Annotated in this window: 12 protein-coding genes, 2 tRNA genes and 1 pseudogene; 8 read left to right on the forward strand and 7 right to left on the reverse strand. The window is 58.0% G+C overall.

Going from position 1 to position 25,300, the window contains the following annotated elements:
- Positions 1 to 196 precede the first annotated feature (196 nt).
- Positions 197 to 2,284, forward strand: a complete 2,088-nt coding sequence (locus tag H3T90_RS08230; protein ID WP_198230209.1) for an ATP-binding cassette domain-containing protein — start codon at positions 197 to 199, stop codon at positions 2,282 to 2,284.
- Entirely contained in the window at positions 2,268 to 4,016 is a 1,749-nt protein-coding gene (locus H3T90_RS08235) for an amino acid ABC transporter ATP-binding/permease protein (RefSeq protein WP_198230210.1), read from the forward strand. Before H3T90_RS08230 ends, H3T90_RS08235 begins: the two co-directional genes overlap by 17 nt.
- A gap of 658 nt (positions 4,017 to 4,674) precedes the next feature.
- Here the strand turns inward: H3T90_RS08235 and H3T90_RS08240 are convergent.
- The 4 genes and pseudogenes from H3T90_RS08240 to H3T90_RS08255 form a co-directional block, all read right to left on the reverse strand.
- Positions 4,675 to 5,256 (reverse strand): annotated as a pseudogene (locus H3T90_RS08240) (nicotinamidase).
- A 1,177-nt stretch (positions 5,257 to 6,433) separates the two neighbouring features.
- A complete protein-coding gene (locus H3T90_RS08245; RefSeq protein WP_198230211.1) occupies positions 6,434 to 11,446 on the reverse strand; it encodes a type ISP restriction/modification enzyme in 5,013 nt (1,670 codons plus the stop codon).
- Positions 11,447 to 11,784: 338 nt separating this feature from the next.
- Positions 11,785 to 11,857, reverse strand: a tRNA-Ala gene (locus H3T90_RS08250).
- 38 nt (positions 11,858 to 11,895) lie between these two features.
- Positions 11,896 to 11,969: transfer RNA gene (locus H3T90_RS08255), tRNA-Ile, on the reverse strand.
- Positions 11,970 to 12,073: 104 nt separating this feature from the next.
- Between H3T90_RS08255 and H3T90_RS08260 the strand changes: the two genes are divergently transcribed.
- Together H3T90_RS08260 and H3T90_RS08265 are read left to right on the forward strand one after the other, a co-directional pair.
- Positions 12,074 to 12,682 (forward strand): M48 family metallopeptidase, encoded by a 609-nt coding sequence (locus H3T90_RS08260; protein ID WP_198230212.1) that lies wholly within the window; start codon positions 12,074 to 12,076, stop codon positions 12,680 to 12,682.
- 480 nt (positions 12,683 to 13,162) lie between these two features.
- Positions 13,163 to 13,930 (forward strand): SDR family oxidoreductase, encoded by a 768-nt coding sequence (locus H3T90_RS08265; RefSeq protein ID WP_198230213.1) that lies wholly within the window; start codon positions 13,163 to 13,165, stop codon positions 13,928 to 13,930.
- A 109-nt stretch (positions 13,931 to 14,039) separates the two neighbouring features.
- On the opposite strand, the gene H3T90_RS08270 is transcribed toward H3T90_RS08265, so the two are convergent.
- The 3 genes from H3T90_RS08270 to H3T90_RS08280 all read right to left on the reverse strand — a co-directional run bounded on the left by H3T90_RS08270 (position 14,040) and on the right by H3T90_RS08280 (position 18,005).
- The gene (locus H3T90_RS08270) at positions 14,040 to 15,548 is read right to left on the reverse strand and encodes a Na+/H+ antiporter NhaA (protein ID WP_198230214.1); all 1,509 of its coding nucleotides are present in this window, start codon (positions 15,546 to 15,548) and stop codon (positions 14,040 to 14,042) included.
- 226 nt (positions 15,549 to 15,774) lie between these two features.
- Positions 15,775 to 16,254, reverse strand: a complete 480-nt coding sequence (locus H3T90_RS08275; RefSeq protein ID WP_110416651.1) for a Dps family protein — start codon at positions 16,252 to 16,254, stop codon at positions 15,775 to 15,777.
- 374 nt (positions 16,255 to 16,628) lie between these two features.
- Positions 16,629 to 18,005, reverse strand: a complete 1,377-nt coding sequence (locus tag H3T90_RS08280) for a hemolysin family protein (protein ID WP_198230215.1) — start codon at positions 18,003 to 18,005, stop codon at positions 16,629 to 16,631.
- A 158-nt stretch (positions 18,006 to 18,163) separates the two neighbouring features.
- Here H3T90_RS08280 and H3T90_RS08285 point away from each other — a divergent pair, with 158 nt between their 5' ends.
- The 4 genes from H3T90_RS08285 to H3T90_RS08300 all read left to right on the forward strand — a co-directional run bounded on the left by H3T90_RS08285 (position 18,164) and on the right by H3T90_RS08300 (position 24,826).
- Entirely contained in the window at positions 18,164 to 18,727 is a 564-nt protein-coding gene (locus tag H3T90_RS08285) for a peroxiredoxin (RefSeq protein ID WP_015021096.1), read from the forward strand.
- A 121-nt stretch (positions 18,728 to 18,848) separates the two neighbouring features.
- On the forward strand, positions 18,849 to 20,600 hold the full coding sequence (locus tag H3T90_RS08290; protein WP_198230216.1) for an FAD-dependent oxidoreductase: 1,752 nt from the start codon (positions 18,849 to 18,851) through the stop codon (positions 20,598 to 20,600).
- A gap of 422 nt (positions 20,601 to 21,022) precedes the next feature.
- A complete protein-coding gene (locus tag H3T90_RS08295; protein ID WP_198230217.1) occupies positions 21,023 to 23,143 on the forward strand; it encodes an alpha-galactosidase in 2,121 nt (706 codons plus the stop codon).
- A 45-nt stretch (positions 23,144 to 23,188) separates the two neighbouring features.
- On the forward strand, positions 23,189 to 24,826 hold the full coding sequence (locus H3T90_RS08300; RefSeq protein ID WP_198230218.1) for a glycoside hydrolase family 36 protein: 1,638 nt from the start codon (positions 23,189 to 23,191) through the stop codon (positions 24,824 to 24,826).
- Positions 24,827 to 25,300 lie beyond the last annotated feature (474 nt).

The raw sequence follows: 25,300 nt of genomic DNA on the forward strand, positions 1-25,300 counted from the left end.
GCGGTCGCTCGGCCCTAGGCCATATCCGCCGATTTCAGGTTGTGCCGTCAAGTTTAGGAGGGCCGGGAGGGAAAGTAAATGATATTTTTTTATGTCTCTTGCCAGTGCTTCACAATAAGGGTATTGCCTGGCACATGAGGATTTTGTTAGTGTCCACTGAGAGGGGCGTATCAGAAAGGCGGCACGGAGGACAGGCATGATCAGCAAGCGACTACTTCATCTACCGGGAGCCAGGATGGGCGCCAGCCTCCTGCTGGCCCTCCTGCAGACGATCGGCGCGCTGGCGGAGGTGCTCCTCCTGCCGGTGGCCATCGCGGCTGTGGGCCGCTCTCTTGGCCTGGCTGTTCCTCATGCCCTTGCCTGGGTGCCGGATCGGCCCGGGCCTCTGGCGGTCTTGATAGGCGGGCTGATCCTGGTTCGGCTCCTGGCCCAGGCGGTCGCCAGGTCCGTCAGCGCCCGGCTGGCTGATGGGATGGGCAAGGCGCTCTCCCAGGCCCTCTACCTATCCGTGTTCGACCCCAATAGGCAGGAGGACGACCTGGGCGTTCCGGCGCAGACCCTGGCCAGGCTTTCGACCGAGGGGGTCAAGTCGGTCGTTTCCTATTTCACGGCCTATATTCCGGCCCTGGTCCAGACCGTCCTGATGCTGGCCCTGCCCCTGGCCGTCCTCCTGCCTGTCAGCCCCCTGGCTGCGGGGATCGTCGTGATCGGTATGGTGGCCCTGCCCCTGGCTTCCAAGCCCACCATGGGCGAGAACATCAAGATTCAGCTGGGTCAGCTGCGCAAGTACGACAAGGTCGGTGTCCACTTCGAGCATGCCCTGAGGGGGCTCAACACCTTGAAGATTTTCGGGGCAGACCAGCGGCAGGCCGACGACCTGGCCGAGGAGTCCGAAGGGTTCCGCCGGATCACCATGGGGGTTCTGGGCGGCCAGCTGCGCTCGCTGATCAAGGCCGACGTGGTTATCTACACCAGTCTTATTTTGGCGGTTGCAGCCACGGTCCTGATCGGGCAGGGCGGGCCCTCCCAAGTGCTGTCCTGCCTGGTTGTCGCCCTGGCTGGGGTCCGGCTCTTTGCACCTGAGCGGCAGCTGGTCTACATGATGCATTCCGGCATGGTCGCCATCAAGCAGGGCAAGGCCATTGACGATATTCTCCAGGCGCGGCAGGGGAGCGACGGGGAGTCGGCGGCTACGGGGACGACTCCTGAGTCACGCAAGAAAGTGGCGCCGGAAGAGGTTCCGGCAACGATTCCGGAAGCATCCGAGGAAGCGGCTCCGGAAGTGAGTCTCGAAGCATCTGAGGAAGCAATTCGGGAGTCTGAATCGGAATCTGCCTCGAAGCCTGCTTTGCAGCCTGCGTCGGAATCTGCTTTGGAACCTGTTTCGGATGCTGTCCAAATGCCTGCACGGACATCTGCGTCGAAACCTGTTTTGGGTGCTGTTCAAATCCTTGCACCGGGTTCTGCCAATGCGATGAGGCAGAATACTGGTTCGGCGCGATCGAGCTCGCAGCAGGCAGATCAGACGGATATGTCTGGCGACGATTTGCCGGGCATCAGCGCTCGCAATCTGACCTATACCTATCCTGACGGCTTCCAGGCCCTGACTGACCTGAACTTCGACCTGCCGGCCAAGGGGCATGTGGGCCTGGTCGGCGCTTCGGGCTCTGGCAAGAGCACCTTGGCGGGCCTGCTGTCCCGGCGCCTTCAGGGGTATGCCGGAGAGCTGACCATTGGCGGGCGCCAGATCAGCGATCTGCCGCGCCAGGACCTGGTCGGCCTGCAGACCGTGGTTCGGGGAACCGACCACCTCTTTACCGGGACCATCAGATCGAATCTCGATCCGGCCGGACTGGGCTACTCGGATTGGGAGCTGCTGGACGCGTTGGATCAGGTCGGTCTGACCGGTCTGGTGCAAAGCAAGGGCGGGCTGGACGCTCACATCGATCCTGAAGGAGGCAACCTATCCGGTGGGCAGCGCCAGCGTCTGTCTATTGCCCGCGGGCTCTTGCGGCGTTCCCCTCTCTACATCTTCGACGAGGCCACCAGCGCCGTGGACCGTGAACATGACGCCACTCTGGCTGCTCTGATGGATGCGCTGGGCAAGGAGTCCCTGGTTCTGACCATCACCCACCGCCTGGCTGGGGTCCGCAATGCCGATTCCATCCTCTTCCTGCAGGAGGGCCGTCTGGTGGAGTGCGGCGGCTTCCGTGAATTGATGGATGCCGGGGGCGGATTTGCGGCCCAGTGGAAGGAGCAGGCCCAGTATGAGGACGGGGAGTGACGACATGCAGCAGACGACGAGCAACCTGACGATGATGCGTCGCATGGCCCGGCTGATGAAGCCCCTGGCTGGTACGGAGGGCAAGGCCATCCTCTGCGGCAGCTTGGGCCATCTCTTTGCTGTCTGGAGCATGATGGCAGCCGCAGCGGCTCTGATCGGTCTGGTCACAGACTGGCCGCCGCTGAACGGTCAGTGGGTCGTCTGGGCTCTGGTGGCGGTTCTGACTGCTCTCAGCAGAGGGGTTATGGCCTATGGAGAGCAGTACTACAACCATGAGATGGCCTTCAGTATGCTCCGCGACATCCGCACGACGGTCTTCGACAAGATGCGCTCCCTGGCCCCGGCCGGTCTGCGAGACCAGGCGCGCGGGGACATGGTGACGGTGATTACCAACGACATCGAGCTGCTGGAGATCTTCTACGCTCATACCCTATCGCCCATCGCCATCGCCCTGGTGACCTCCTTGGCCAACCTGGCCCTGCTCACTTGGCTCTCGCCCTGGATGGGTCTAGCCGCCCTGGTCTCCTACCTGATTGTCGGTCTGCTCATCCCCATCCTGAGCGCTAGACCCACTTTCAAGGTGGCTATGGAGGAGCGGACGGCCCAAGCCAATTTGCACTCTCTGCTTCTGGAGACACTGCAGGGCCGTACCGAATTGGCGGGGCTGGGCGCTTTGGAGAATACCCGTCGCCGGGTGGGAGCCGCTACGGACCAGATGCTGGATGCCCGGGGGCGCACCTCTGGGCGGACCATCGCCAACGATATGGTCACCAACGTGGTCACTCTGATCTGCGCTGGAGTCTTCACTCTGATGGCCTGCCACCTAGGTTCGGCAGGGTTGGTGAATCCTGCCCGAGGGATGATCGGGCTGGTCGGCTTCCTCTCCTCCTTCGCTCCCTTGATACCTGTGGCCCGGCTTGGTGCTGGCTTGCAGCCTACCCTGGCTGCTGCTCGGCGGGTCTTTTCGCTTTTGGACAAGGAGCCGCCTGTGCGTGAGGTGGAATCCGGTCATGGGAATCGCCTGGCGGGGTTCACTGGAGAGGAGGCCAAGGTGGTTTCCTTCTCCTACGCTGTCAAGACTGACACGGGCAAGACTGACCCAGGTAAACATGGCGGTCGAATCGCGGTTTTGGATAATCTGGATCTTTCCATCAAACCTGGCGAGTTGATTGGCATCCAAGGTGCCAACGGGGTTGGTAAGTCCACCTTGATCGACCTGCTGATGCGGTTCCAGGAGCGAAGCGGCGGGGATCTGACCGTTTCCGACCTGCCGATCGAGACCATCTGCACCGCTGATCTGCGTGCCCAGCAGACTCTGGTGAGCCAGGACACTTATATATTCAGTCTCACATTGGCGGATAGCATCGCTCTGGCCCGGCCCGATGCCAGCAGAAAGGATATTGAGCAGGCGGCTCATGATGCCTGCCTGGATGATCTGATCGACCAGCTACCCGACGGCTTGGATCATCTGCTTGCTGACAACGGCTCAGACCTGTCCGAGGGACAGCGGCAAAGGGTGGCTCTGGCTCGCGCCTTTTTGAGCTCGGCGCCATTCATGCTTTTGGATGAGCCCACCAGCAATATGGATGCTCTCTTGGAGGGCAGAGTTCTGACCAGGCTGATTGAGCGGAAAGGCGACCGTACCTGTCTGATCGTCTCCCATCGTCCCTCGGTCCTTGCCAAGGTTGACCGTCTGCTGACGCTGCAGGACGGTAGACTTATCCCCGCCTGACCGCAGGCAGACGGGAGACGGCCGCGGGCAGGGGTCAGTCAGAGGAATTGGCGCATAATCTCGGGCAGCGGCGGCATCTTGGGAATCTGGAACTTCCCCTTGAAGTAGCCGGTAGCCCTGGGGCTCGCCCCGGTCGATCTTGCCGGGCAGGGGCCTCGTCGTAGGTAGCCACGATCAGTACCTGCCGGTCGGATATGTCGGTCTTGTGGACGCGGTCGTCCTGGGCAGTGCACAACTCATGGTATCCAGATTGATGATGTGGCAGTGACCGATTCTGGTGGCCTCCAGGTCTATCTGGATGGCAGGAGTCTTATAGAGGTACTTTCCTTATAGAGGTACTTTCCTTATAGAGGTACTTTCGGTAGGTGGCCGCCTTAGAAAGGTGCGTATCCGTGCCGCTACCATCTAACCCGGGGCTAATTCAGGCCGACCTGTTGAACACCATCGCAGATAAGCAGACGTTGATGATATAAGTCAAGATATGCGAGTCAGTATCAGATAACCCCGAAAGAGCGGCCAGAGTGGCATCCTTCACCATCATCCAGCCTGAAGATACCTATTGGAGCATTCGCCACAGGTCTACTTTTCAGATATGGTGAATTCCTGATCGATCTCTTTCATTTCTTGCCAGAGACGGACAACCGGATACCGACCCGGGTCATGCCTTGTGCGCTTCGATACCTTGGTCCTCACTGACCGGTACGGCAGATTCTCGAAGAGCGTGACCTTGTAGATCGGTTCCACAGCACAGATGCCGGTTTCTTTGACGCAATGTGATTCGGCGATACCTACACGTACTTGGTCGACCTTGGCCAGTAGTACCAGAGCTTCCGACGGGGTGAGGCCGGACGATTTGGCTTTAGAGAACGCCTGCCTCCTCTGGATTCGATCGGTGTTGTCCTCGATGCCTTCGAATCTAGAGTATGCGGCCGAGTACTGCCCTTTTTGGAATGATAGGAGATTCCCAGTTTCCGAATTTTGGCATGCAATTCAGCCTCGGGTGAGCCGTCTATACCATGCTTGAGCTAGCTGTCTACGAAATCTGGGTGGTCGGATCAATGGGTTCCGGGTCGATGTACCAGTCCCGGGTGGTGGCCATATAGGCGTAATCCCCGGCATGCTCGTGGACGTAGTCGGCAATCCGACCAGTGACCTCGTTGCTTCCCTCGACCGCCAGTTTTTCTCCTTCGCAAAAGGTTGGCTGAACATCCACGATTATCAGAATCTTGGGCGTGGTGATCGTTGTCTCTGCTGGAACAGACGATACGAATCAAGAATGTCCAACTTTATCTTGCTAGTCATTCATCTACCATGGCAGTCTAACGCCATGCCTCGGCCGGTCGTATCAGTCTCCAAGCATATGAAGGAATGCAGAGAATGCAGCTGGCGGACAAGGTGGCGCAGTGGGCACTAGATCATCGAGAGTGTCCGTCGCGGATCAGATTCAATGATATGGTCTTATGGGGCTGTTGAGGCAGTTAGTGATCTTTCTGTCGCCACTCTTTTCCTTCAGACAAAGCAGATGTTCAAAATTCCGGTCGCAAATACCCAAGGTCAGCCGCCATAAGGGTCGTCATCTTCTGCCACAAACTCAGTGGAATGGTCTCCACTTGGCTTCCCAGTCGTTTTAGCGTGGTGGTCACGTTCATGGCATAGCAGTGAGCGATATTCCCAGCCAAGTGAGCCTTGGCATCGACTAGATTTCACGGCAGCCTTAGTGCTAAGTTGTTATGGACCAGGTCAGCTTGTTGTATACTGCTACGTCATCGAAGAGCTGGGGAGTATCGATCTTTTGAAAGTACCACGGTGTTGAGCAGGTGCAACTGTATTTGACCCAAGACGGCTATCACGGGCACTATGATCCATTTTGTATCGGAGAGTCCGTCGGGCATATGGATGATGGCCCTGGAACCACCAGTCGACAGCCAGCTGACCGCTTTCCAGGTTCAGCTTGGCGTGGGGCGCAGCGGCCGGAGCCGCTACCGCTTCATGCTTGGCTTGGGTGAAACTTGACTTTGTTGCTCTGTCGGTAGAGCGCACAGACCATCGTATTTACCGAATCCCCAGCCAGTCCATAAACGTTGTCAATTCCTTAGGTCTCCATGGCCCTGACCATCTTGTCGGCAGCTCGGTATCTATCTTCACGCCCCATGTTCGGTTTTGTGCAGTTGTTCGTTAATGGTATTGCCAGGCTTCTCATGGCCTGTTGACGCTAATCGGTTACGAGCAACTACCATATGTTTTACCTTATAAAATCAAGCATCTTCCCTGCGACTAGGAAGACAATTAAAAGTCTAGGAAAGAGGTCAGGGAAGCGGGGTATGCACCAAAATAAAACGTTCCATTCCGGAATTGATTGTCTCTCCTTCTGCAATATCGGTTGGTTGAGGAGAGACAATCAATTGATATGGACGTCTCTATATGCGCCAATCAGCCGGCCAATCTGTCGGTTGTGGCAGCTCTTCCAATGGCGGTAGCGATTCAACTATATCAAGTGTCTTCATGCTGACAGTCACGACTTTTTCAACGAGTTCCACGATATACCGTGGATTATCGCTGTAGTTGTTGGGATCGTTGGTAATCCCTGATTTGTTGTCAGTGGTTACCTTGTATCGATCAATAAGCCAGCCAATGGCAGATTTGCCGTTTACTACATATTCATAGGCTCGCAATGGTATGCCATGAAGTGTGAGGTGTTCTGCTACTTGGAGCACTGTGCGGTCAGGCACCCTCTTACCGGTCTCTGGATCCTTGATCCTTTGAGGGTACTTCATTTTCTCGGTTCTTCCGGGTTCCTTGGAATTCCCTACTTCCATGAGTGGCCAGTTCTCTACAGTTTCATAATTAAGATGCAGGTCAGCCAATGCGCGCCCAGCATTCATGAAAGCCACAAAGTCATTCGCAAGGGGAATTCGGGGCATTTCCTTCTTGAGATTATTGCCAAAGCGCTGACGATACTCTGGAGAGTGCAGGATACCGTAAACATAGAAGAATATATCTTCCTTGCTTATGCGGGGGTCTCTGTTAGCTTTAAGCGCTGTATTCTTCCCATGTACATGGTGACTTAAGTGGATGCTTTGGTAGGCTTCGCGGAATACGCGAAGTGTGGTATCTGTTATTGCACTATGTTGGACCCAACGTGGAGTCTCCCCGCTAATAGGATCTCGATTAATTGCCAGTTGGCCCTGTTGTGCTCCACTAATTTGCTCGTACCAGTAGAGTGGGAAGCACTGTCCATGGTGGTTAAGCTCGAGATCTGGAACAAGATTCGTAATAAACGGGCCGCGTTCTCCTGTGATAATAGCAAGATTTTCCATATCAGAAGCGGGAAAAATTTGTGGCTGGAGATATACACAGCTGTTGAATTGTGAATCCATGTATTGCCACTGTTTAAAGAATGGACGGTACAGAGCGAGACGCACATGTTCAATGTTGAACTCAGCTTTACGATTCTGGATAATATCGTTGTACACTTCGCGTGTCCATTTGATTCGGGTTTGATCCCTTGTGAGAAATGACTGAGCATTAGCTGGTTTACCTGCTTGCTGCCAGCGTAGTAGTTCAGAGTTATAAGTGTCGACTGTCCTTTTCATATTTTCGATAACGATGTCACGTTCGGAGTTATAGCACCACGAATCACGATTGGTCTTTACCCCTGCTGACCAAATAGAGAAGAGGCCTGTCTTCAGTTTTCTGGTTCCAACCTGAATACCGGCCGGTATAAAGGACTTATAGCTATCGTCACGGTGATTAAGCCAATCGCCATGCATATCTTGTTCCAGGCTGGTCCATTCCGGATCTTTGGTGACCGCTTGGGTGAGAATCCCAAGCTTATCTTCGCGAGATAGATAATCGCCAATGTCACAATAGTGGATTATTCCATGACGATTTGAATTGGGGTTCTTTACTAGAAGAGTGATGGCAATGGTGGCCCGTGAGCCAGAGTCAAATATCTTGCCGCCTTCGCGTCGAGACTCTTCACCTAAAGTACGCTGATTGCCGCGCAGGTTATAAACATAGATATCGTTAAATTCTCTGGTGAAGCATCGCCGTACGCCTGCACCTGCTGCGCTGGTTAGCCACCCACCGTTGGAGACGAAGCAAACTATGCCAGAGCTGCCGATCCTGTCAGATGCCCAACGAAAAGCTTTGATGTAGTGGTCGTACAAAGAGTTGTTGTTTGTCGCATCCGAATTGGCGACATAAGTCTCTTCGACACGTTTATCAAGTTTAGGATATCTGGTATTTTGATTTCCCGTATTTTGGCTATCTCCTGCACGGTATGGAGGATTACCGATAATGATTTTGATGGGTAGGTCTTTTTGCTCCTTCACCCTAGTTGTGTTTTCGACGAATACGCCTAAATCGAGTGGATCGTCCTGTTCATACATCTGGAATGTGTCTGTTAGCAGGGCGCCGGGGAAGGGTTGGTAATCGCCACCGACACGTTTGTGGTAAGACTGCTCAATATTGATATCCATAATCGTCTCGGCGAGCGGAACGATTTCATTCGAGTGCAGATCGTGAGTGTATTTGTAAGGTAGGTCTTCATCACTGATAAGACTTCTGTCTTCGATAAGGCGGCAGATATAGGTACCAGTGCCGGCGAAGCCGTCCAAAATGTGTACACCTTTGTCGCTCAGAGATTGGTTGAATTCTCGTTGCAGTGCACGCTCAACCATGTGCAGTTGTGCATCTACGACTTCTACAGGCGTGTAAACGATTCCCAGTGAGTCAGCTGTATCTTTGAAGGCTTTGGTGAAGAAGTCATTGTAAATCTCCTTAATCAGATTCTGCTTTGCCAAATCAGATTGCAACTGAGCAGCTGACAGCCGCACGCTTGCATACAAATCACGCAAGGTGGCACTATCAATGCTGTCTGGTAATCCTGCTGCGTACAAGGCACTTAATGCTCGGTCCAAGCCCTTTATGATCGGATTATTAGCGAGTACTTCTTTATTCGTAAATAGGGTTTCAAAAATTGGTTTGGTGATTTCATGCTGGGCTAGTACGGCAATCGCGTCAGCTTCAGAATACCCGGGATTAAGGCTCTCCTGTAATCCCTGAAGGAAAGTAAGGAAAGCGCTGCGAGCAGATCCTTCTTTTGAAACTAGTTTGGTGATTTTATCGATCCTGCCTCGAGTTATGGATGCAATGTCATCCGTCCACTCACCCCAGTAGATTTTTGTGCCGCACTTACGCACTATCTGTGCATTGATTCCTCGAGCCATCTCACTTAGATCAAAGTCGAGTTCAGGTTGTGAGCTATTTCCCTCTTGAATATTCTCATCCGTGATTTCTTGCTCACCTGATTCTTGAGAGCCGATTTGGTTCGTCCTATTCGCTGGCTGGCCATTTCTGCGCTTGTTTTTGCGCAACTTCGACTCATCGAGTACATCGACCTCGATAATACGGCTCAGGGCATCAGTGTCACCAAGACTGGCCGAGTTGATAACGGCATCCAAACGTTCATCATGACTACGTAGTGCAGTGACAACATCCCAGACGGGTTTATAAGCTCCAGAGGAGAGCACGGAATCAGCATCTGCGCCCAGTGGTATCACCACCGGAATTATGATATAGCCGTACTCCTTGCCAGGAGAACGCCGCATTACGCGGCCAACGGATTGGATGATATCTATCTTGCTTTTCCGACTGCTTAGATACATCACCGCATCCAGATCAGGCACATCAATGCCTTCGGCCAGGCATCTGGCATTGGATAGAATGTGGCATTCATTGTCGGCCGTCGAAGCTGCCAGCCAGTCCAGTCGCGTTTTGCGGGTCTGTGAATCCATGCCACCATCTACATGCTGAACGTCTACAAGAACTTCTTTATTCGCATCGATAAGGGCTTTGTTTTCGCTGCTGTCATCGAGATTTGACGTGTAATCGTCAATGACGGCCCGGAACCGTTCTGTCAGAGCTTTGGAAGCTTTGATTGAAGGGGCAAAGGCAATGGCGTGGTGCAGTATTGTCTGACTGCTGTCGTCTTCTATCGCTGTAGGAGAGCTGTCTGCAATGTTGATGTCGCTGATACTGCGTGAGCGCTTTCGGTCAAAAAGCGCCTTCCAGCAACCGACGAACTTGGCGGCATCATCCAGCGGAATTTCGGAATCCTTGGCGCCATACATTTCTTGCATGCGCTTGCCCATCATGGATTCGGCAACTTGCATGACTACGATTTTGTAGTCAGTTAATAGATGTTGATCTACTGCTTTGCCAAAGCTTAAACGATATGCAACCTTCCCAAAAATGTGTGTATCATCCATGCTGGCTATCTGTATTGCACCAACATCAGCTTTGTTCCGTGCACCTTCTGAAAAGATGCGAGGTGTGGCAGTCATGTATAGGCGTTTGCTTGAACGTATGAAATGGGGGTCGTGAATTTTTTGGAATGCGGCTTCGCCATCGATAACTCCGGTTGTGCGGTGAGCTTCGTCGCAGATTGCTAAGTCAAAATCCGGTAGTCCCTTTTCCTGAGCATCGTGAATGACCTGAATTGACTGGTAAGTTGAGAATACTACGTTCAGCGCTTTCTTGTTCACATGGAAACGCTGAGAGACGGTTACCGGATTTGTGGTCGCGGGGAATGGTATATCTGATAGCTGGCCATAAGATTCTTTAGATAGCTTGCTGGCTTTTCCGTCGGAGCACACCACGTATACGTTGATGGGTACACGAACCTGGTTTACCCAGTCACGCATGGTCTGAGAGACCAGTGATATCGATGGGGCAAGGAATAGGACCGTGCCGCCCTCGCCCAGCATTTCTTCCGTAAGCCTCAGTGATGTTAGCGTCTTGCCGGTACCGCAAGCCATAACCATTGAGCAACGGTCAGCCTTGGAAAGCTCTTGTTTGACTGCATCAATGGCTTCCCGTTGGTGTGGACGAGGATCATAGGTGGCACGCTGCTTGAACTTTGTGCCGTGCACAAACGCACTCCAATCAAGATTTGCGTCGCGCATGGTTTCCAAGTCCATGCGAACCAAATCCAGATCGGGGTGTGTGTTGAAGTATGTTTCCAAATTTGAAGTATAGCCAGGTGCAGTATCAGCAATCATATAGTGCCGGTACCGATCATCTGCAAGAGCGTTCATAAAGAAAGTGGCGACATCGCCGTTTGCCAGCCTCGCCTTTGAGTAACATTTCGCTTGTATTGCCCAATACGTGCCATCAACATCTTTCGCAACCAGGTCAATACCTGTATCTTGTTTACCAGGATTGGTGGGAGCCTCATCCCAAAGCCATACGCCGGTCAGCCGTTCAACCCAAGCAGGGTCATTTTTCAGGAACCATTCGACGGCGCGCTCAAATCGGGTTCCCTGTTCCCGTTTGTCAACTGAATCCGCAAGGATGCTGGTGAATATTTCCCCCAAAGAGTCTGTTGGCTTGCTTTGGGCAATTGTGTCATCCGTGTATTCCGTCATCAGTTACCTTATCCTCCGACTGTCGGCTTCAATGTCATTCTAGAAGTGATTATGATTAACTCATAAGCAGACTTTGTGATGTAGGAAATCAACATGACCAGAGTAATAAGGGTGTCCTGTTGCGCTACTTGTTTAATGAAAATTACTGTAAGTCAGATGCGGGATTTTTACAAAGAATCCGAGCCGGTTGAATTCATCGATTAAAAGCAACGTATGATTCAGTGCGATTGCCCTAATTCTTCTAGATTAAAAATGAACAGGATAGAGGCCTGGAATCTGTACTGGATTGGAGGACTTATGAAAAGGGCCCCTTGCGGAATCCCGGAAATCCCTACCTGTGGAGCTAGCCGGATTCGAACCGGCGACCCTCTGCTTGCAAAGCAGATGCGCTACCAGCTGCGCCATAGCCCCGTGAATGTGTAAAGAACTTCAACCGCGCAAGAAATGCGTGGGCCTGGGAGGACTTGAACCTCCGACCTCATCCTTATCAGGGATGCGCTCTAACCAGCTGAGCTACAGGCCCATGCCGTGTGACCGAAGAATCACACAAATGGATAGCTTACCATAGTGTCCCCTCAAGTCAATCTCGGCGGCGTCGCGTCGCGTCTTGGCGAAAGAATGGAGGTCATGAGGCGGAAACGGCGTGCGGAACCAGTCCGGTCGGAGCAGCTGGAGATCGGCGACGAGACGGTTCTGGTCATCAGGAAGCGGATCGTCAACGTCTATCTGCGAGTCAAGCCGCCTGACGGCCATCTGGAAGTGACGGCGCCTCTAAAGCTGAGCGATGACCAGATTCGTGCCTTTATCGACGGCAAGCGCCGCTGGATCGTAACCACTAGAGAGCGTCTGGCCCGCTCACGCGATGTATACGCCCAGCCTGGAGCTGATGGTCTGCTGTCGCCAGACCGATCCGAGGCCGAAGCAAAGAGGATTCTTCGTGAGAGGTTGCCCATCCTTCTGGATCGCTGGGTCCCCGTGGTGGGTCGTCGGCCCGAGCGCATCAGTCTGCGGAAGATGAAAACCCGCTGGGGCTCCTGCACCCCCGCCACTGCCAGCATCCGGCTCAATACCGACCTGGCCTGGCTGGATCCTGACCTGCTGGAGTATGTGCTGGTTCACGAGCTGACCCACCTCTACGAGCATGGTCACGGGCCCGGCTTCCGCGCGCGGATGGATCGTTATATGCCCGACTGGGCTGAGCGCCGTCGTCGGCTCAACCGCTATTTAGCTCTGTAACCTCCGAAGCTTCGACATCTGAAGTCATGATTTCCAGAGTCATGATTTCGGGAGCTGTGAACTCGGCGTGATTTCTAAACTTGCACACTGCGAGCCAGTAAATTATGAACCCACAGCATCATTCGTACTGATGAGCTCCGAATCGGAGCCCCGCTAGGCCATCTCGTACGAAGCAGGATTGGTTTTTTGACGCATCCTTTCGATCCTGATCTAACCTGACTATACGGCCTGATTCAGCCCGATCTGACTTTGATCTATTTTGACTCAACTAACCTGCCTTTAATTCGTTCCGACCCTGCTCGAGGTTGGTTTAATGCGCCACATTTGTCATCGAAGAACGAAGAGAGTCTGTCACAGCCCATGCTGGTGCGCTAGCGTTAAAGAAGAAGGGCGATCCTGCAGCAGCTAGGCAAGCTCCCTGCGAACCGGAGGCAAGCGTGGAGTCAATCCGGGGGAATAAATCATGAAGGAGCGGATGAGATGACGGAATCCAAGAAGACAATCAAGCGTGCCGTGGTGACCGGCGCCTCCAGCGGTATCGGCCAGGCCAGTGCTCGGGCCTTGGTGGACAAGGGCTGGAAGGTGGTCGGCCTGGCCCGGCGCGAGGACAATCTCAAGGTTCTGGCCGACCAGCTGGGCCAGAACTTCACCTATGAGGTCTGCGATGTGACTGACGAGGACTCCACCCAGGCGGCCGTCGATGCCGTTCTCAAGGGCGGACCGGTCAAGGCTCTGGTCAACTGCGCCGGCGCAGCCTTCGGCAAGGATCCGGTGGCTACCTCCAGCCTGGATGACTGGCGCGGCATGTACGAGCTGAATGTCATCGGCACCCTGCGGGTCATACAGAAGCTGCTCCCGGCCCTGAAAGAGTCGGAGGGCACGGTCCTGGTCATCTCCTCGACGGCAGGCATCGAGCCCTACGAGGGCGGTGGCGGATACTGCGCCTCCAAGGCGGCGGAACGGGTCATGGCCCGTATTCTGCGGCTGGAGCTGATTGGCCAGCCAGTGCGCGTGGTAGACATCGCCCCGGGACTGGTCCACACTGATGAGTTCTCCCTGAAGCGGTTCGGCGGGGATAGCGACAGGGCCGATGCGGTCTACGCCGGAGTGCCCGACCCGCTGACAGCCGATGACATCGCCGGATGCGTCACCTGGGCCCTGGAGCAGCCCGACACTGTGGACATCGACCAGATTGTGGTCCGCCCCCGCGCTGAGGGCTCCTACACCAAGCTCTACCGTCGCAGCTAAGCCTGATAAGGGACCGATTCTGTCAAAACTGATTCTGTCAAAACCGAGTTTGGCAGGTTGATTCTGGCAGGAGCCGGATCTGGCGGAAGTTGAGTCTTGGCAACTAAGCCTATGTGTGCCTGGCGGAAGATAGTCGACCGGGGATAGTGCCCACGGCCACGATGAGCACGGACAGGACCGATCCTGCCAGCACGCCCAGTAGGGCTGACTCCAGATGCGGGGAACCAGCGAAGGCCAAGTTGGCGATCAGGAAGGACATGGTGAAGCCGATTCCGCAGAGCTGGCAGAGGCCAATCATGTTTCCGGTCCTGGAGCCGGCAGGCCGCTGCAGCCCCAGATGACTTGCCAGGTTCACCATGGTCATGATTCCCAAGGGTTTGCCCAAGGCCAGACCCAGCGTGGCCCCCCAAAAGACCCGGTCCGCCAGCAGTCCGGGTCCCAGCTGATCCAGGGAGATGGACAGCGAGAAGAAGGCGAACACAGGCAGAACCACCAGGGCGCTCAAGGGTGTCAACAGACGATTCAACTGTTCGGCGGGTGATGATGCCCGGACGTGGCTCGACTCAATCCCAGTCGTTTTGGTCCCAGCTGGATTGGTTCCAGTCGATTCCGTTCCTGTCGACCTGGTAACAGGGGTCAAGAGACCCATCGCCACTCCCGCCAACACCGGGTGGATCCCAGCCTTGAAGAGGCCGCACCACGCCAGCAGACCGCCGGCAAGGGCACCCAGCAGGAACAGCAGCATCAAGGGTCGCCAGAGCCGGCAGAAGCGGCTCGCCGCTCGGACCAGCAGGGCCCAGACCACAAGGCCGGCCAGGCAGACAAGTAGCCAACTCGGTTGCCCCAAGCTGGAGTAGCCCAAGGCGATCAGCAGGACGCCGACCAGATCGTCGAAGATGGCCAGGGTCATCAAAAACGCCTGCAGGGCGGGCCCAGCCTTGGGTAGGAGCAGTTGCAAAGCCGCCAGGGAGAAAGCTACATCGGTGGCCGTTGGGACAGCCCAGCCACGCAATCCGACGGGGGAGCCCAGGTTGAGTAGGCAGTAGATCAGAATCGGAACGGCTACGCCGCCCAAAGCGGCCAGCATGGGCAGCAGGACCTGCTTGTGGTCGCGCAGAGTGCCCGTGGCAGCCTCCTGGCGCAGGTCAAGACCCATGGTCAGGAAGAATATGGTCAGCAGCACGTCCTGTATCCAGTCCTTGAGGGAGAGGTTCAGTCCACCGGGCAGGTCCAGAGGGATCCAAGCGGCAAGAGCATTCAGCCCCGGCCCGGTCTCTGGCAGATTGGCCAGGATCAGCCCGACCAAGGCACAGGCCATCATGAATAGCCCGGTGATCCGGTCGTTTTCAGCCAGCGACGACAGGGCGGCGAAGAAGTTTGAAAGATGGAGTCGTTTGTGCCGGTCCCTGTCAGATCCGCCCTGCCCACGCTGAGGATTTGATGGTTGGGCATTCGATGGCTTGGAATCCGAGGGCTCGGAATTCAGTTGGGGGTCTGAGGGTTGGAGGCCCGACTGCCTTGGATTGAACAGTTTAGGATTCTGTTGCGAATCCGAATCGTCGTAATCCTGACGCTGTGGATTGACTGGGAACGCTGGGAATGTAGGCGTGGGCGGCATGATGCTCCTGGTCGGGCGGGTAGGGTTCGGTCTTCCATGGCCGACCAGTCTTCCCGGCGTGAGGCAGCGCCCGGCTGTCTCCCAAGTGCCAATTCTATCCTGAATTCCTGCAGTCTATCTCGGTCAGAGAAAATGCCGGCGGCCCCGCACCTTCACGATGCAGGGCCGCCGGCATACCGCCTATCGGGGGCGGCGATGAGTTCTCAGAACTCAGTAACTCAGTAACTCAGAACAGGTGGCTGCGCATGAACCACTGGAAGTGCTCGAGCTCCTGCACGTGGTCCTGCAGAATGTTGGAGCTGACGATGTCCAGGTCGTCCAGCTCCTTGATGGCCTCGCGGTCGCGCTTGATGAAGGTGGTGTAGTAGGTGTCCAGGGCCTTCAGGTAGTCCAGAGCATCCTGGCGGCCGGTCATGGTGATGCCATCCCAGTCGCGGTTCTTCATGATGTCGTCAGGCCGTCCGGCGGGGGAGCCGCCCAGGGTGGCGATGCGCTCTGCGGTCTCGTCGGCCATGTTCAGGACCGAATCGACCTCGGGGTCCATCATCTCGTGAATGCCGATGAATTCCTTGCCCTTCATGTTCCAATGGGCGTGCTTGAGGATCAGGGCAGTCTCCTGTTCCTGGCTCAGACGGCTCTGCAGGATGGCGACGACCTTTTCGCTGGTCGCTTCGTCGAGTCCCGGTACGGTAAAGTTCAATGCCATAATCGCTCCTTAAATATGAAATTATGCCTACGGTCGGGTCGGCCCGACCTTGTATCTCCAGACTAGAGGAAAAAGCAAGGAAACGCTTGGATTTTGCGGGAATCAACCAGTGAAATCATTCACGGACCATCGGCTACGCTGACAGTCATTTTTTCTTGACTGGTGTGAGGGCGGTCACCGGCTGACCGCTAGCCAAGCACTGGCTAGAGGATAGCTGGATTCGGTTAGACGATAGCTAGGCTCTGGTCGCAGTATCGTCTCGGCTCGTGTTGGATTGTCGTCTTCCTTCTTAGCTTCGACCAACCTCGGTCAGGTTAGAGCCGGCAAAGCTATCCTCGGTCAAGTCAGTCTCGCTCAGATTAGATCTGGTCCGGTTATCCTCGGTCCGCTCCTGCTTCGGAATTCGACCTGTCTTCATCCTTCCTGTTCTCACCCTCGTCATCCTCGTCGGCCTCGGCCTCCTGCCGCCGCCTGACCTCGATGGTCTCGATGCGCCGACCATCCACCTTGGTCACCACCATGTCATACCCGTCATCGGAGTGGATTACGTCGCCCACCTGCCCCATCCGCCCGGTCTGGGCCAGGAAGTAGCCGGCCAGGGTCTCGTAGGGCCCATCCTCCAGCTCGATCCCGGTCAGGTCCGCGAAGTCCTCGATGGTCATGCCGCCGTCGACCGTGGCCACCCCGTTGACGAAGGCGGTCGCCTGGGGATGGGCCGGGTTCTGCTCCTCGGGCAGGTCGTACTCGTCACGGATGTCGCCCACCAGCTCCTCGGTCATGTCCTCCAGGGTGACGATGCCGTCGGTGCCCCCGTACTCGTCGATGACCACGGCCAGGTGGATGCCCTTCTTGCGCAGCTTCTCCAGGCTGGGCAGGAGTTTGGAGGTGCCGGGCAGGGCGATGCCGGGCCTGGTCACGTCGGCCACGGTCTTGGCATGGGGATTGCGCACGTCCATCAGATCGCGCACGTGGACGAAGCCCAGCACGTCGTCAAAGTCGCGTCCTGTCACCGGGTAGCGCGAGTAGGGCTCATCATGCACGAATTCGACCGCATCCTGCAGCGGCATGTCCCCGGCGATGAAGACCACGTCGGCCCTGGGGCGCATGACCTCGGCCACGCTGGTTTCTGAGGCATCGAAGACGTCGCCCAGGATCATCCGCTCGTCCTTGCTCAGGTTGGTGTTGGAGGAGACCAGCATCCGCAGCTCGTCGTCGCTGACCTCGGTGTCGGTCTGCTGGGGGTCGAAGCCCAGGATGCGCACGATGAGGTCGGTGTTCTTGCCGATCAGCCAGATCAGCGGTCTGCACAGGGTGGTGAAGACATCGATGGCCGGAACGACGGCCCTGGCGATGGCCTCGGTGCGCTGCATGGCGATCCGCTTGGGCACCAGCTCGGAGATGACGATGGAGCAGTAGGAGATGATCAGGGTCAGGATCACCGTGGTCAGGGTGCCGGCCAGACCCTCGTGCACGCCCCACCCGGTCAGGACGGGCACCACGTAGGGGGTAATGGATGATGCGCCGAAGGAGGCCGACAGGAAGCCCGTCAGCGTCACGCCGATCTGCACGGCGGAAAGAAAGGTGTTGGGGTCGCGGGCGATGCGGGCCACCCGGGCGCCGCGCGCGTCCTGTTGCTCCATCTGCTCCAGCTGCGAGCCTCGCAGGGAGACCAGCGCCAGTTCAGTCCCCGAGAAGACGGATCCGAGCAGGAGAAAGAAGAGAATGAGCAGGATGTTCAGCCATAATGCCATGCCTCTAATGCTAGGGTATGGGCGCCCCATGTGCCCTATGTCACACCCCAGCGGCGAACCTCCGTCTTCCCCATGCAGCGCTTCCTGACTAGCATGAAATACGGAGACAGGTTCGGCTTCAGGCCGACGTTCCCAATGCTCCCGAAAGGATTTTTTTCATGTCACAGCTTCAGCACGAATTGACTGAGTTCACCACGCAGGCCTACCAGGATAACAAGACCTTCCCGGTCTCAAAGAAGGATCTGCTGGGCCACTGGTCCCTGCTCTTCTTCTACCCTGCGGACTTCAGCTTCGTCTGCCCCACCGAGCTGGAGGATCTGGCCAGCAAGTACGAGGACTTCAAGAAGATCGGCTGCGAGATCTACTCCGTCTCCTGCGACACCGAGTTCGTCCACAAGGCCTGGCACGAGGCCAACGAGAAGATCGCCAAGGTCCAGTACCCCATGCTGGCCGATCCGACCGCAACCCTGGCCAAGGACCTGCAGACCTACAACGAGGCCGAGGGCAAGGCCGAGCGCGGCGACTTCATTCTGACCCCTGAGGGCAAGGTCGTGGCCTACGAGGTCATCTCCTCCAACGTGGGCCGCAACGCCGACGAGCTGCTGCGCCGCGTCCAGGCCTCCCAGTTCGTCTATGAGCACGGCGATCAGGTCTGCCCTGCCAAGTGGGAGCCCGGCGAGGACACCATCGAGCCCAGCCTGGATCTGGTCGGCCAGCTCTGATCCGCAGCTGCCAACATCGGGAACTCGCCGATCGGAAGCGACCAGGGCGGGTTCCCTTTTCTGTATTCACGACCAGCATTCAAAACCAGCACATCCGTGCATTCCTTCGGAAGAGGCATTCATGACGGAAGACAAGAATCTTTATGACGTGGTCGTCATCGGCGGCGGCCCTGCAGGCCTGAGCGCAGGGCTCTACCTGGCTCGGGCGCGGTATCGCACCCTGATCCTGGAGAAGGACGACTTCGGCGGCCAGATCACCATCACGGCCGACGTGGTCAACTACCCGGGCGTGGCCAGCACCGACGGCCGCAAGCTGACCGAGACCATGCGCCAGCAGGCCCAGAACTTCGGAGCCGAGTTCATGAGCGCCGAGGCCACTGGAATCGAGGCCCAGGGCGACATCAAGGTGGTCCACACTTCCCGGGGCGACCTGCGCACCTTCGGCATCCTAATCGCCACAGGCGCCAGCCCCCGCAAGATAGGCTTCCAGGGCGAACAGGAGTACGCGGGCCGCGGTGTGGCCTACTGCGCCACCTGCGACGGCGAGTTCTTCACCGGGCGCGAGGTCCTGGTGGTCGGCGGCGGGTTCGCGGCCGCTGAGGAGTCGGTCTTCCTGACCAAGTACGCCACCAAGGTGACCCTGCTGGTGCGCGAGGAGGACTTCACCTGCGATGCCGCCGTGGCTGACGAGGCCCGCAACAACGACAAGATCGAGATCCACTACTCCACCGAGCTCAAGGGGGTCTCCGCTGGCCCCGGCGGACTGGTCGAGGCCACTATCTTGGACCGGAAGAGCGGGCAGACCACCACCTGGAAGCCTCAGGACGGCGGCACCTTCGGCGTCTTCGTCTTCGCTGGTTACGTGCCCCAGACAGGCATGCTCAAGGGCGTCGTGGATCTGGACGATCATGGCTACGTGCTGACCCACGACTACCTGGAGACCTCGGTGCCGGGCATCTACGCCGCCGGGGATCTGCGGGTCAAGAACCTGCGTCAGGTCATCACCGCCACTTCCGACGGTGCTGTGGCCGCTGTGGAGCTGGAGCGTTACGCCTCCAACATGTCCGATAAGACCGGACTGGTACCGCCGCGCCCCGAGGATTCCCCCTATGCCCGTTCTGAGCGACAGGCGGAGAATTCCGCACTGGCCTCGGGCACTTCGCCCGCGCCTGTGGCCCAGGAGCACGACCAGGCCCCGGCCAAGACCTCCGGCTTCTTCGGACCGGACATCCGCAAGCAGCTGGACATGGTCTTCGGCAAGATGACCGGAAAGCTGGAGCTGGCCCTGGATCTGGATGGCAGCCAGGTCTCCAAGGAGCTGGAGGCCTTCGTGGACGAGCTGGTCGGGCTCTCCGACGGCAAGCTGACCTCCAGGGTGGACTCCCGCACGGATGAGGACGGCAAGGAATACGATCCCGCCGGCGACCTGCCCGATGCCCGACCCAGCGTGCGCATCTGCCGCGTGGACGACCAGGGCGTCTCCCAGCCGACCGGGTTGGCTTTCCATGGCGTGCCCAGCGGCCACGAGTTCAACTCCTTCGTTCTGGCCCTCTACAACGCGGCAGGTCCCGGTCAGCAGGTGGATCAGCCAACCTCGGACCGTATCGATGCCATCAAGGACCAGGTGGACGTGATGATGCTGGTCTCCCTGACCTGCACCATGTGCCCGACGACGGTCCTGTCCGCGCAGCGTGTGGCTGCCCAGAACGGCAAGGTGCGTGCCGAGGCTTACGACCTGGCCCACTTCCCCGAGCTGAAGGACCAGTACCAGGTCATGAGCGTCCCCTGCATCGTGATCCGCAAGGACGGCCAGGAGACCGTGGAGTTCGGCAAGAAGTCCGTCCCCGAAATGCTGGATCTGATCGGAGCCTGACCCTGGGTCCGAGCCTGAACAGAGTCTGAAAGGCGCTGGCGTTACTGCCTTTACGGTGTGACGTCAGCGCCTTTTCTGATTTAAGTCCCTGAAATTATATTGATGAAAAACTGCTGATGCTATCCACGGTCTACATGGTCTGCCACATTCATGGCGCATGCGGCGATTGTTGTCATCATGACCGGCTCGACACAGTCTGGAATGACTACGCTCTATCCCACTGCATTCTTAATTGAGACCCCATGGGGGTGGGGGTCGCTTACACGTTCCTGCGGAGACACCCCATTGCGGTGTTAATGGCCGGAGCAGTCAAGTAGTCTATTAATCAGGAGCTGCCTAACCGCAGTGGAGCGGGCGGCTCAGTGGTTCATCAACCATTGTTGTTTTTGCACATGTGTGCCGTAGCTACCAAAGGATTTTTCATGCTCTTTCCACAGTCGGTCCATTCAGATCAGCCGCTCACCTACATGGCCCTGGGGCCCATCACGCCGGGTGCTGATATTCCTGACATCAGGGGACTGTATGCAGGCCCCGACATGAACGGATTGGAACAGACTCCCGCCTGGACCTCAACCCATTCGTCCCTGCTGCTGGAGCATGCGCAGAACACCTACCTGCATCCGGGCATGACCGGGCATCGGATTGCTCAAGGCCCAGAGGGCTTCCAAGCCGGGCGCTCATGGTCGCCGCGATTTTTGGTGGAAAGTCAGCCCGAGCAGACCGCCGAATCGCTGACCATTAGGGCCCGTGACGAGGATGCCCAGCTTGGGTTGGAGACCAGGGTGGAGGCCATGGCCGGCGGTTCCCTGCGGATTCGCCACACCCTGCGTAACCTGGGCGCCGATCCCTTCCTGCTGGAAGGTCTGGAGGTCCGCCTGCCCTTGGACGACCAGCAGACCCAGATTCTGGACTTCGCCGGCAGACACGAGCGTGAGCGCAGCCCCCAGCGCCATGACCTGGCCGACGGGGCCTGGGTCCGTGAGTTTCGCTGGGGTCGCACCGGCTTCGAGGGGCCTGTGGTCATGGTGGGCACCCCCGGGTTCAACTTCCATCATGGCAGGGTGCTCTGCGTCCAGCCGGCCTGGAGCGGGAACACCGTGCTCCGGGTGGACCGGAACAGCGCCACCCCGGCCGGCGTTAGCGCTGGCGAGCTCCTTCTGCCCGGCGAGGTGGTTTTGAGCCAGGGCCAGGAGTACAGCACGCCCTGGATTGTGGTCACGGCCTCCGACCATGGCATGGATCCGATCATGAACAGCCTGCATGCCTGGGAGCGAACCCTGCCCGAGCACCCCCGCGAGCAGCCGGTAATCCTGAACGTCTGGGAGGCCATCGGTTTCAAGCACGACTTCGATACCCTGCGCGACCTGGCCGACCGCGCTGCCCGCATCGGGGTGGAACGCCTTGTTCTGGACGACGGCTGGTTCCACCTGCGCCGGGACGACACGGCTGGTCTGGGCGACTGGTGGGTGGACGCTGCGGTCTGGCCACACGGTTTGGAGCCTTTAGTTGATTATGTCCATAAATTGGGGATGCAGTTCGGCCTCTGGTTCGAGCCGGAGATGATCAACCCGAATTCGGATGCCTTCCGCGACCATCCTGAGTGGGTCATGAGGGCATCCTCCAGAAACCCCGAGCTGCAGCGCAACCAGCTGGTCCTGGACCTGACCAATCCCCAGGCCTTCAACCATGTGCTGGAGGCCATGACCCGGGTTCTGGAGTCCTGCCAGATCGACTACGTCAAGTGGGACCACAACCGCGATCTTCTTGAGGCTGGTTCCCAGGCCCATGGAGGCGCGCCGGCCATCCATGAACAGACCCTGGCCTACTACCGCCTTCTCGATACTCTCCGCGCTCGCTTCCCCAAGGTGGAGTGGGAGTCCTGCGCCTCGGGCGGCGGCCGCATCGACCTGGGTGTGATCGAGAAGATCCGCCGCTTCTGGACCTCTGACATGACCGATGCCCTGAGCAGGCAGATGATCCAGCGCTGGACCGAGCAGACCGTAGCCCCCGAGTATATCGGCGCCCACATCTCCCAACCCTCCTCCCAGCAGACCGGCAGAACCTACAGCCTGGATTTCCGGGCGGCCACGGCAGTCTTCGGATCCATGGGCATCGAGTGGGACATTCGCCAGGCCAGCGAAGAGGACCTGGACCGGCTCAAGGAATGGATTGCCTGGTACAAGGCCAACCGTGGCTTCCTCCACTCCGGCCGTGTGGTTCGCCTGGACCTGGCCGACCCCTCGGTACTGGCCCATGGCGTGGTGGCCCCCGACCGCAGCCGGGCCATCCTGGCCCACGTCCAGTTGGACGAATCCCTGCATAATCGTGGTGTTTACTTACGTATTCCCGGCCTGGATCCCAAGGCCCGGTATCGGCTGGCTTGGACCGGCCCCGCCAAGCCCAGGGCTTCGCTGGAGCACTTGGATCCGGCGGGTCCGCTGGGCACCGCCGAGGTCACCGGCACCTATCTGGAGCGCGTGGGCATCCGCATGCCCCGCTGCCAGCCCGAGACAATCCGTCTGATCGACCTGGTCCGGGTCTGACCCGCCGCCATCTGCCACGCCACAGGGATGAAGGAGCACTGCATTATGAACCCAACTAGCCTCAGCCTGGGAGAGCCGGACTGGATCACGCTGACCACCGATGCCGACAGGGAGACAGCGCCCGCAGGCAGGCCTTTCCACGCAGCCCCCGATGCGAGGGTCAGCCTCAAGGGCGAATCCGCTCTGACGGTCAGCCTGACCGTCGGCTCCACCCCCATCCGGTCCTTGGCGCTGCGCTGGACCAGGCCCATGCCCGCCGACGACCTCTATCTGGGCGATGCCTGGGAGCGTGGTTACGGCCGCATGGGTTTCCAGACCATGCGCGCCAACCGGTTCATGCCCTGGTACTTCCTGGCGGCGGGTCAGGAGCAGGCCAAGGGGTATGGGGTGGTTACCGGTGCCAACGCCTTCTGCTTCTGGCAGGTCGACACGGCCGGTATCACCCTCTTCATGGACCTGCGCAACGGCGGCAGTGGCCTGGTGCTGGACGGGCGGCAGCTTGAAGCCGCTACCATCATCTGCCTGCAATATCCGCTCCAGGAGCGGGCTGGCGCCCCGGTCTTTGCTGTGGCCAGTGACTTCTGCTCTCGGATCAGCCGCAATGGCCTTATGCCCCCTGAGCCGGTCTACGGGAGCAACAACTGGTACTACGCCTACGGGGACTCCAGCCGCTCCCGCATTCTTGCCGATGCCGAGTATCTGGCCGACCTGACCCAGGGCAATGCTCACCGCCCCACCATGGTTGTGGACGACGGCTGGCAGGACCACCACCGGCTTGGGGACTACAACGGCGGCCCCTGGCGGCGTGGCAATGAGAAGTTCGGCGACATGGGCGCCCTGGCCGACCAGATCAAGGCCATGGGCATCAAGCCCGGCATCTGGTATCGCCCGCTCCTCAACGAGGACGAGACCATTGCCGACCAGTGGAGGCTCCCACATAACGGATGCCTGGATCCCTCGAACCCGCAGGCCCTGGACTACATTCGCCAGGACATCGCCCAGCTGGGGGAGTGGGGCTACCAGCTGGTCAAGCATGATTTCAGCACTTTCGACCTGCTGGGCAGGTGGGGTTTCCAGATGAACCCCTGGCCCAGCCCGGACGGCTGGCACTTCTATGACCGGAGCTTGACCAGCGCTCAGCTGGTCAAGCAGCTCTACCGAGCCATCTTTGAGCAAGCCACCGAGGCCGGAATGCTGGTCCAGGGGTGCAACGTGGTCGGCCACCTGGGCGTCGGCTTCATGCAGATCAACCGGACCGGCGACGACACCAGCGGCCTGCAGTGGGAGCGGACCAGACAGATCGGGGTCAACACCCTGGCCTTCCGCCTGCCCCAGAACGGGAGCTTCTACGCCACCGACGCCGACTGCGTGGGCATATCCGACGCAATCGACTGGGAGCTCAACCGTCAGTGGATGGACCTCTTGGCGCGGACCGGCACTCCGCTCTTCTTCTCGGCCCGTCCCGGCAGCCTGACCGCCGACCAGGAGGACCAGCTCAGGCAGGCGCTGGCCCTAGCATCGACCGGCGGCGCCCATGCCATTCCCTCGGACTGGCTGGTCAATGACTGCCCTGAGATCTGGACTGATGATGGCGGCACCCACAGATACTCCTGGTATCAGCCGGCTGGTCTGGAGTTCTCGGACATGCCCGAGCGCTACGACGGGTATCTTTCCGCCATTTAGAAGTAGATGACGGCCGTGCTCGGTTGGGATGGGCACAGCCGCCAATTCGCCGGATTGCAGTGATGGGAACCCGACCTTACTCGTGCGAAGTACAGTGGGGAATATTCGATAACGCCATTTACAGAGCCTCCCAAGAACTCTACCGACTGTCTCCCCAGCAGACGGTGCATCTCTTTCGTTTCCGCGTCTTTGTACAGTGATACAACCTTATCATCGCGCAATGACTATGACAGCCTGATCCGGTGTTGGCGGAACTCATGGTTGACGGGATGAGTAAAACAACGGCTGGGCTGGCTGTGGGTTTCTGCCTGTGGTTGGTCCAGCCGTGTTTCCCTCCCCTCCCAGGCGGGACGGGGCGTGCACGCCTGCCCTCGTGATTCTGCCTGAAGAAGTGTGGTAGGGGCGCGGGAGGAGTGTCGGCTCCCTTGGTGGGGATTGAGCCATAAATGACACTGGCCTCCCTGCCCCCTTGTC

Origin of the sequence: Bifidobacterium polysaccharolyticum, from assembly GCF_016101585.1 — a bacterium.
Taxonomy (GTDB): Bacteria; Actinomycetota; Actinomycetes; order Actinomycetales; family Bifidobacteriaceae; genus Bombiscardovia; species Bombiscardovia polysaccharolytica.

Coding starts and splice junctions, on each gene's coding strand:
- H3T90_RS08260 (WP_198230212.1), top strand. CDS start 12,074: ATGAGGCGGAAACGGCGTGCGGAACCAGTCCGGTCGGAGCAGCTGGAG.
- H3T90_RS08235 (WP_198230210.1), top strand. CDS start 2,268: ATGAGGACGGGGAGTGACGACATGCAGCAGACGACGAGCAACCTGACG.
- H3T90_RS08270 (WP_198230214.1), bottom strand. CDS start 15,548: ATGCCGCCCACGCCTACATTCCCAGCGTTCCCAGTCAATCCACAGCGT.
- H3T90_RS08275 (WP_110416651.1), bottom strand. CDS start 16,254: ATGGCATTGAACTTTACCGTACCGGGACTCGACGAAGCGACCAGCGAA.
- H3T90_RS08245 (WP_198230211.1), bottom strand. CDS start 11,446: ATGACGGAATACACGGATGACACAATTGCCCAAAGCAAGCCAACAGAC.
- H3T90_RS08290 (WP_198230216.1), top strand. CDS start 18,849: ATGACGGAAGACAAGAATCTTTATGACGTGGTCGTCATCGGCGGCGGC.
- H3T90_RS08285 (WP_015021096.1), top strand. CDS start 18,164: ATGTCACAGCTTCAGCACGAATTGACTGAGTTCACCACGCAGGCCTAC.
- H3T90_RS08265 (WP_198230213.1), top strand. CDS start 13,163: ATGACGGAATCCAAGAAGACAATCAAGCGTGCCGTGGTGACCGGCGCC.
- H3T90_RS08230 (WP_198230209.1), top strand. CDS start 197: ATGATCAGCAAGCGACTACTTCATCTACCGGGAGCCAGGATGGGCGCC.
- H3T90_RS08280 (WP_198230215.1), bottom strand. CDS start 18,005: ATGGCATTATGGCTGAACATCCTGCTCATTCTCTTCTTTCTCCTGCTC.
- H3T90_RS08300 (WP_198230218.1), top strand. CDS start 23,189: ATGAACCCAACTAGCCTCAGCCTGGGAGAGCCGGACTGGATCACGCTG.
- H3T90_RS08295 (WP_198230217.1), top strand. CDS start 21,023: ATGCTCTTTCCACAGTCGGTCCATTCAGATCAGCCGCTCACCTACATG.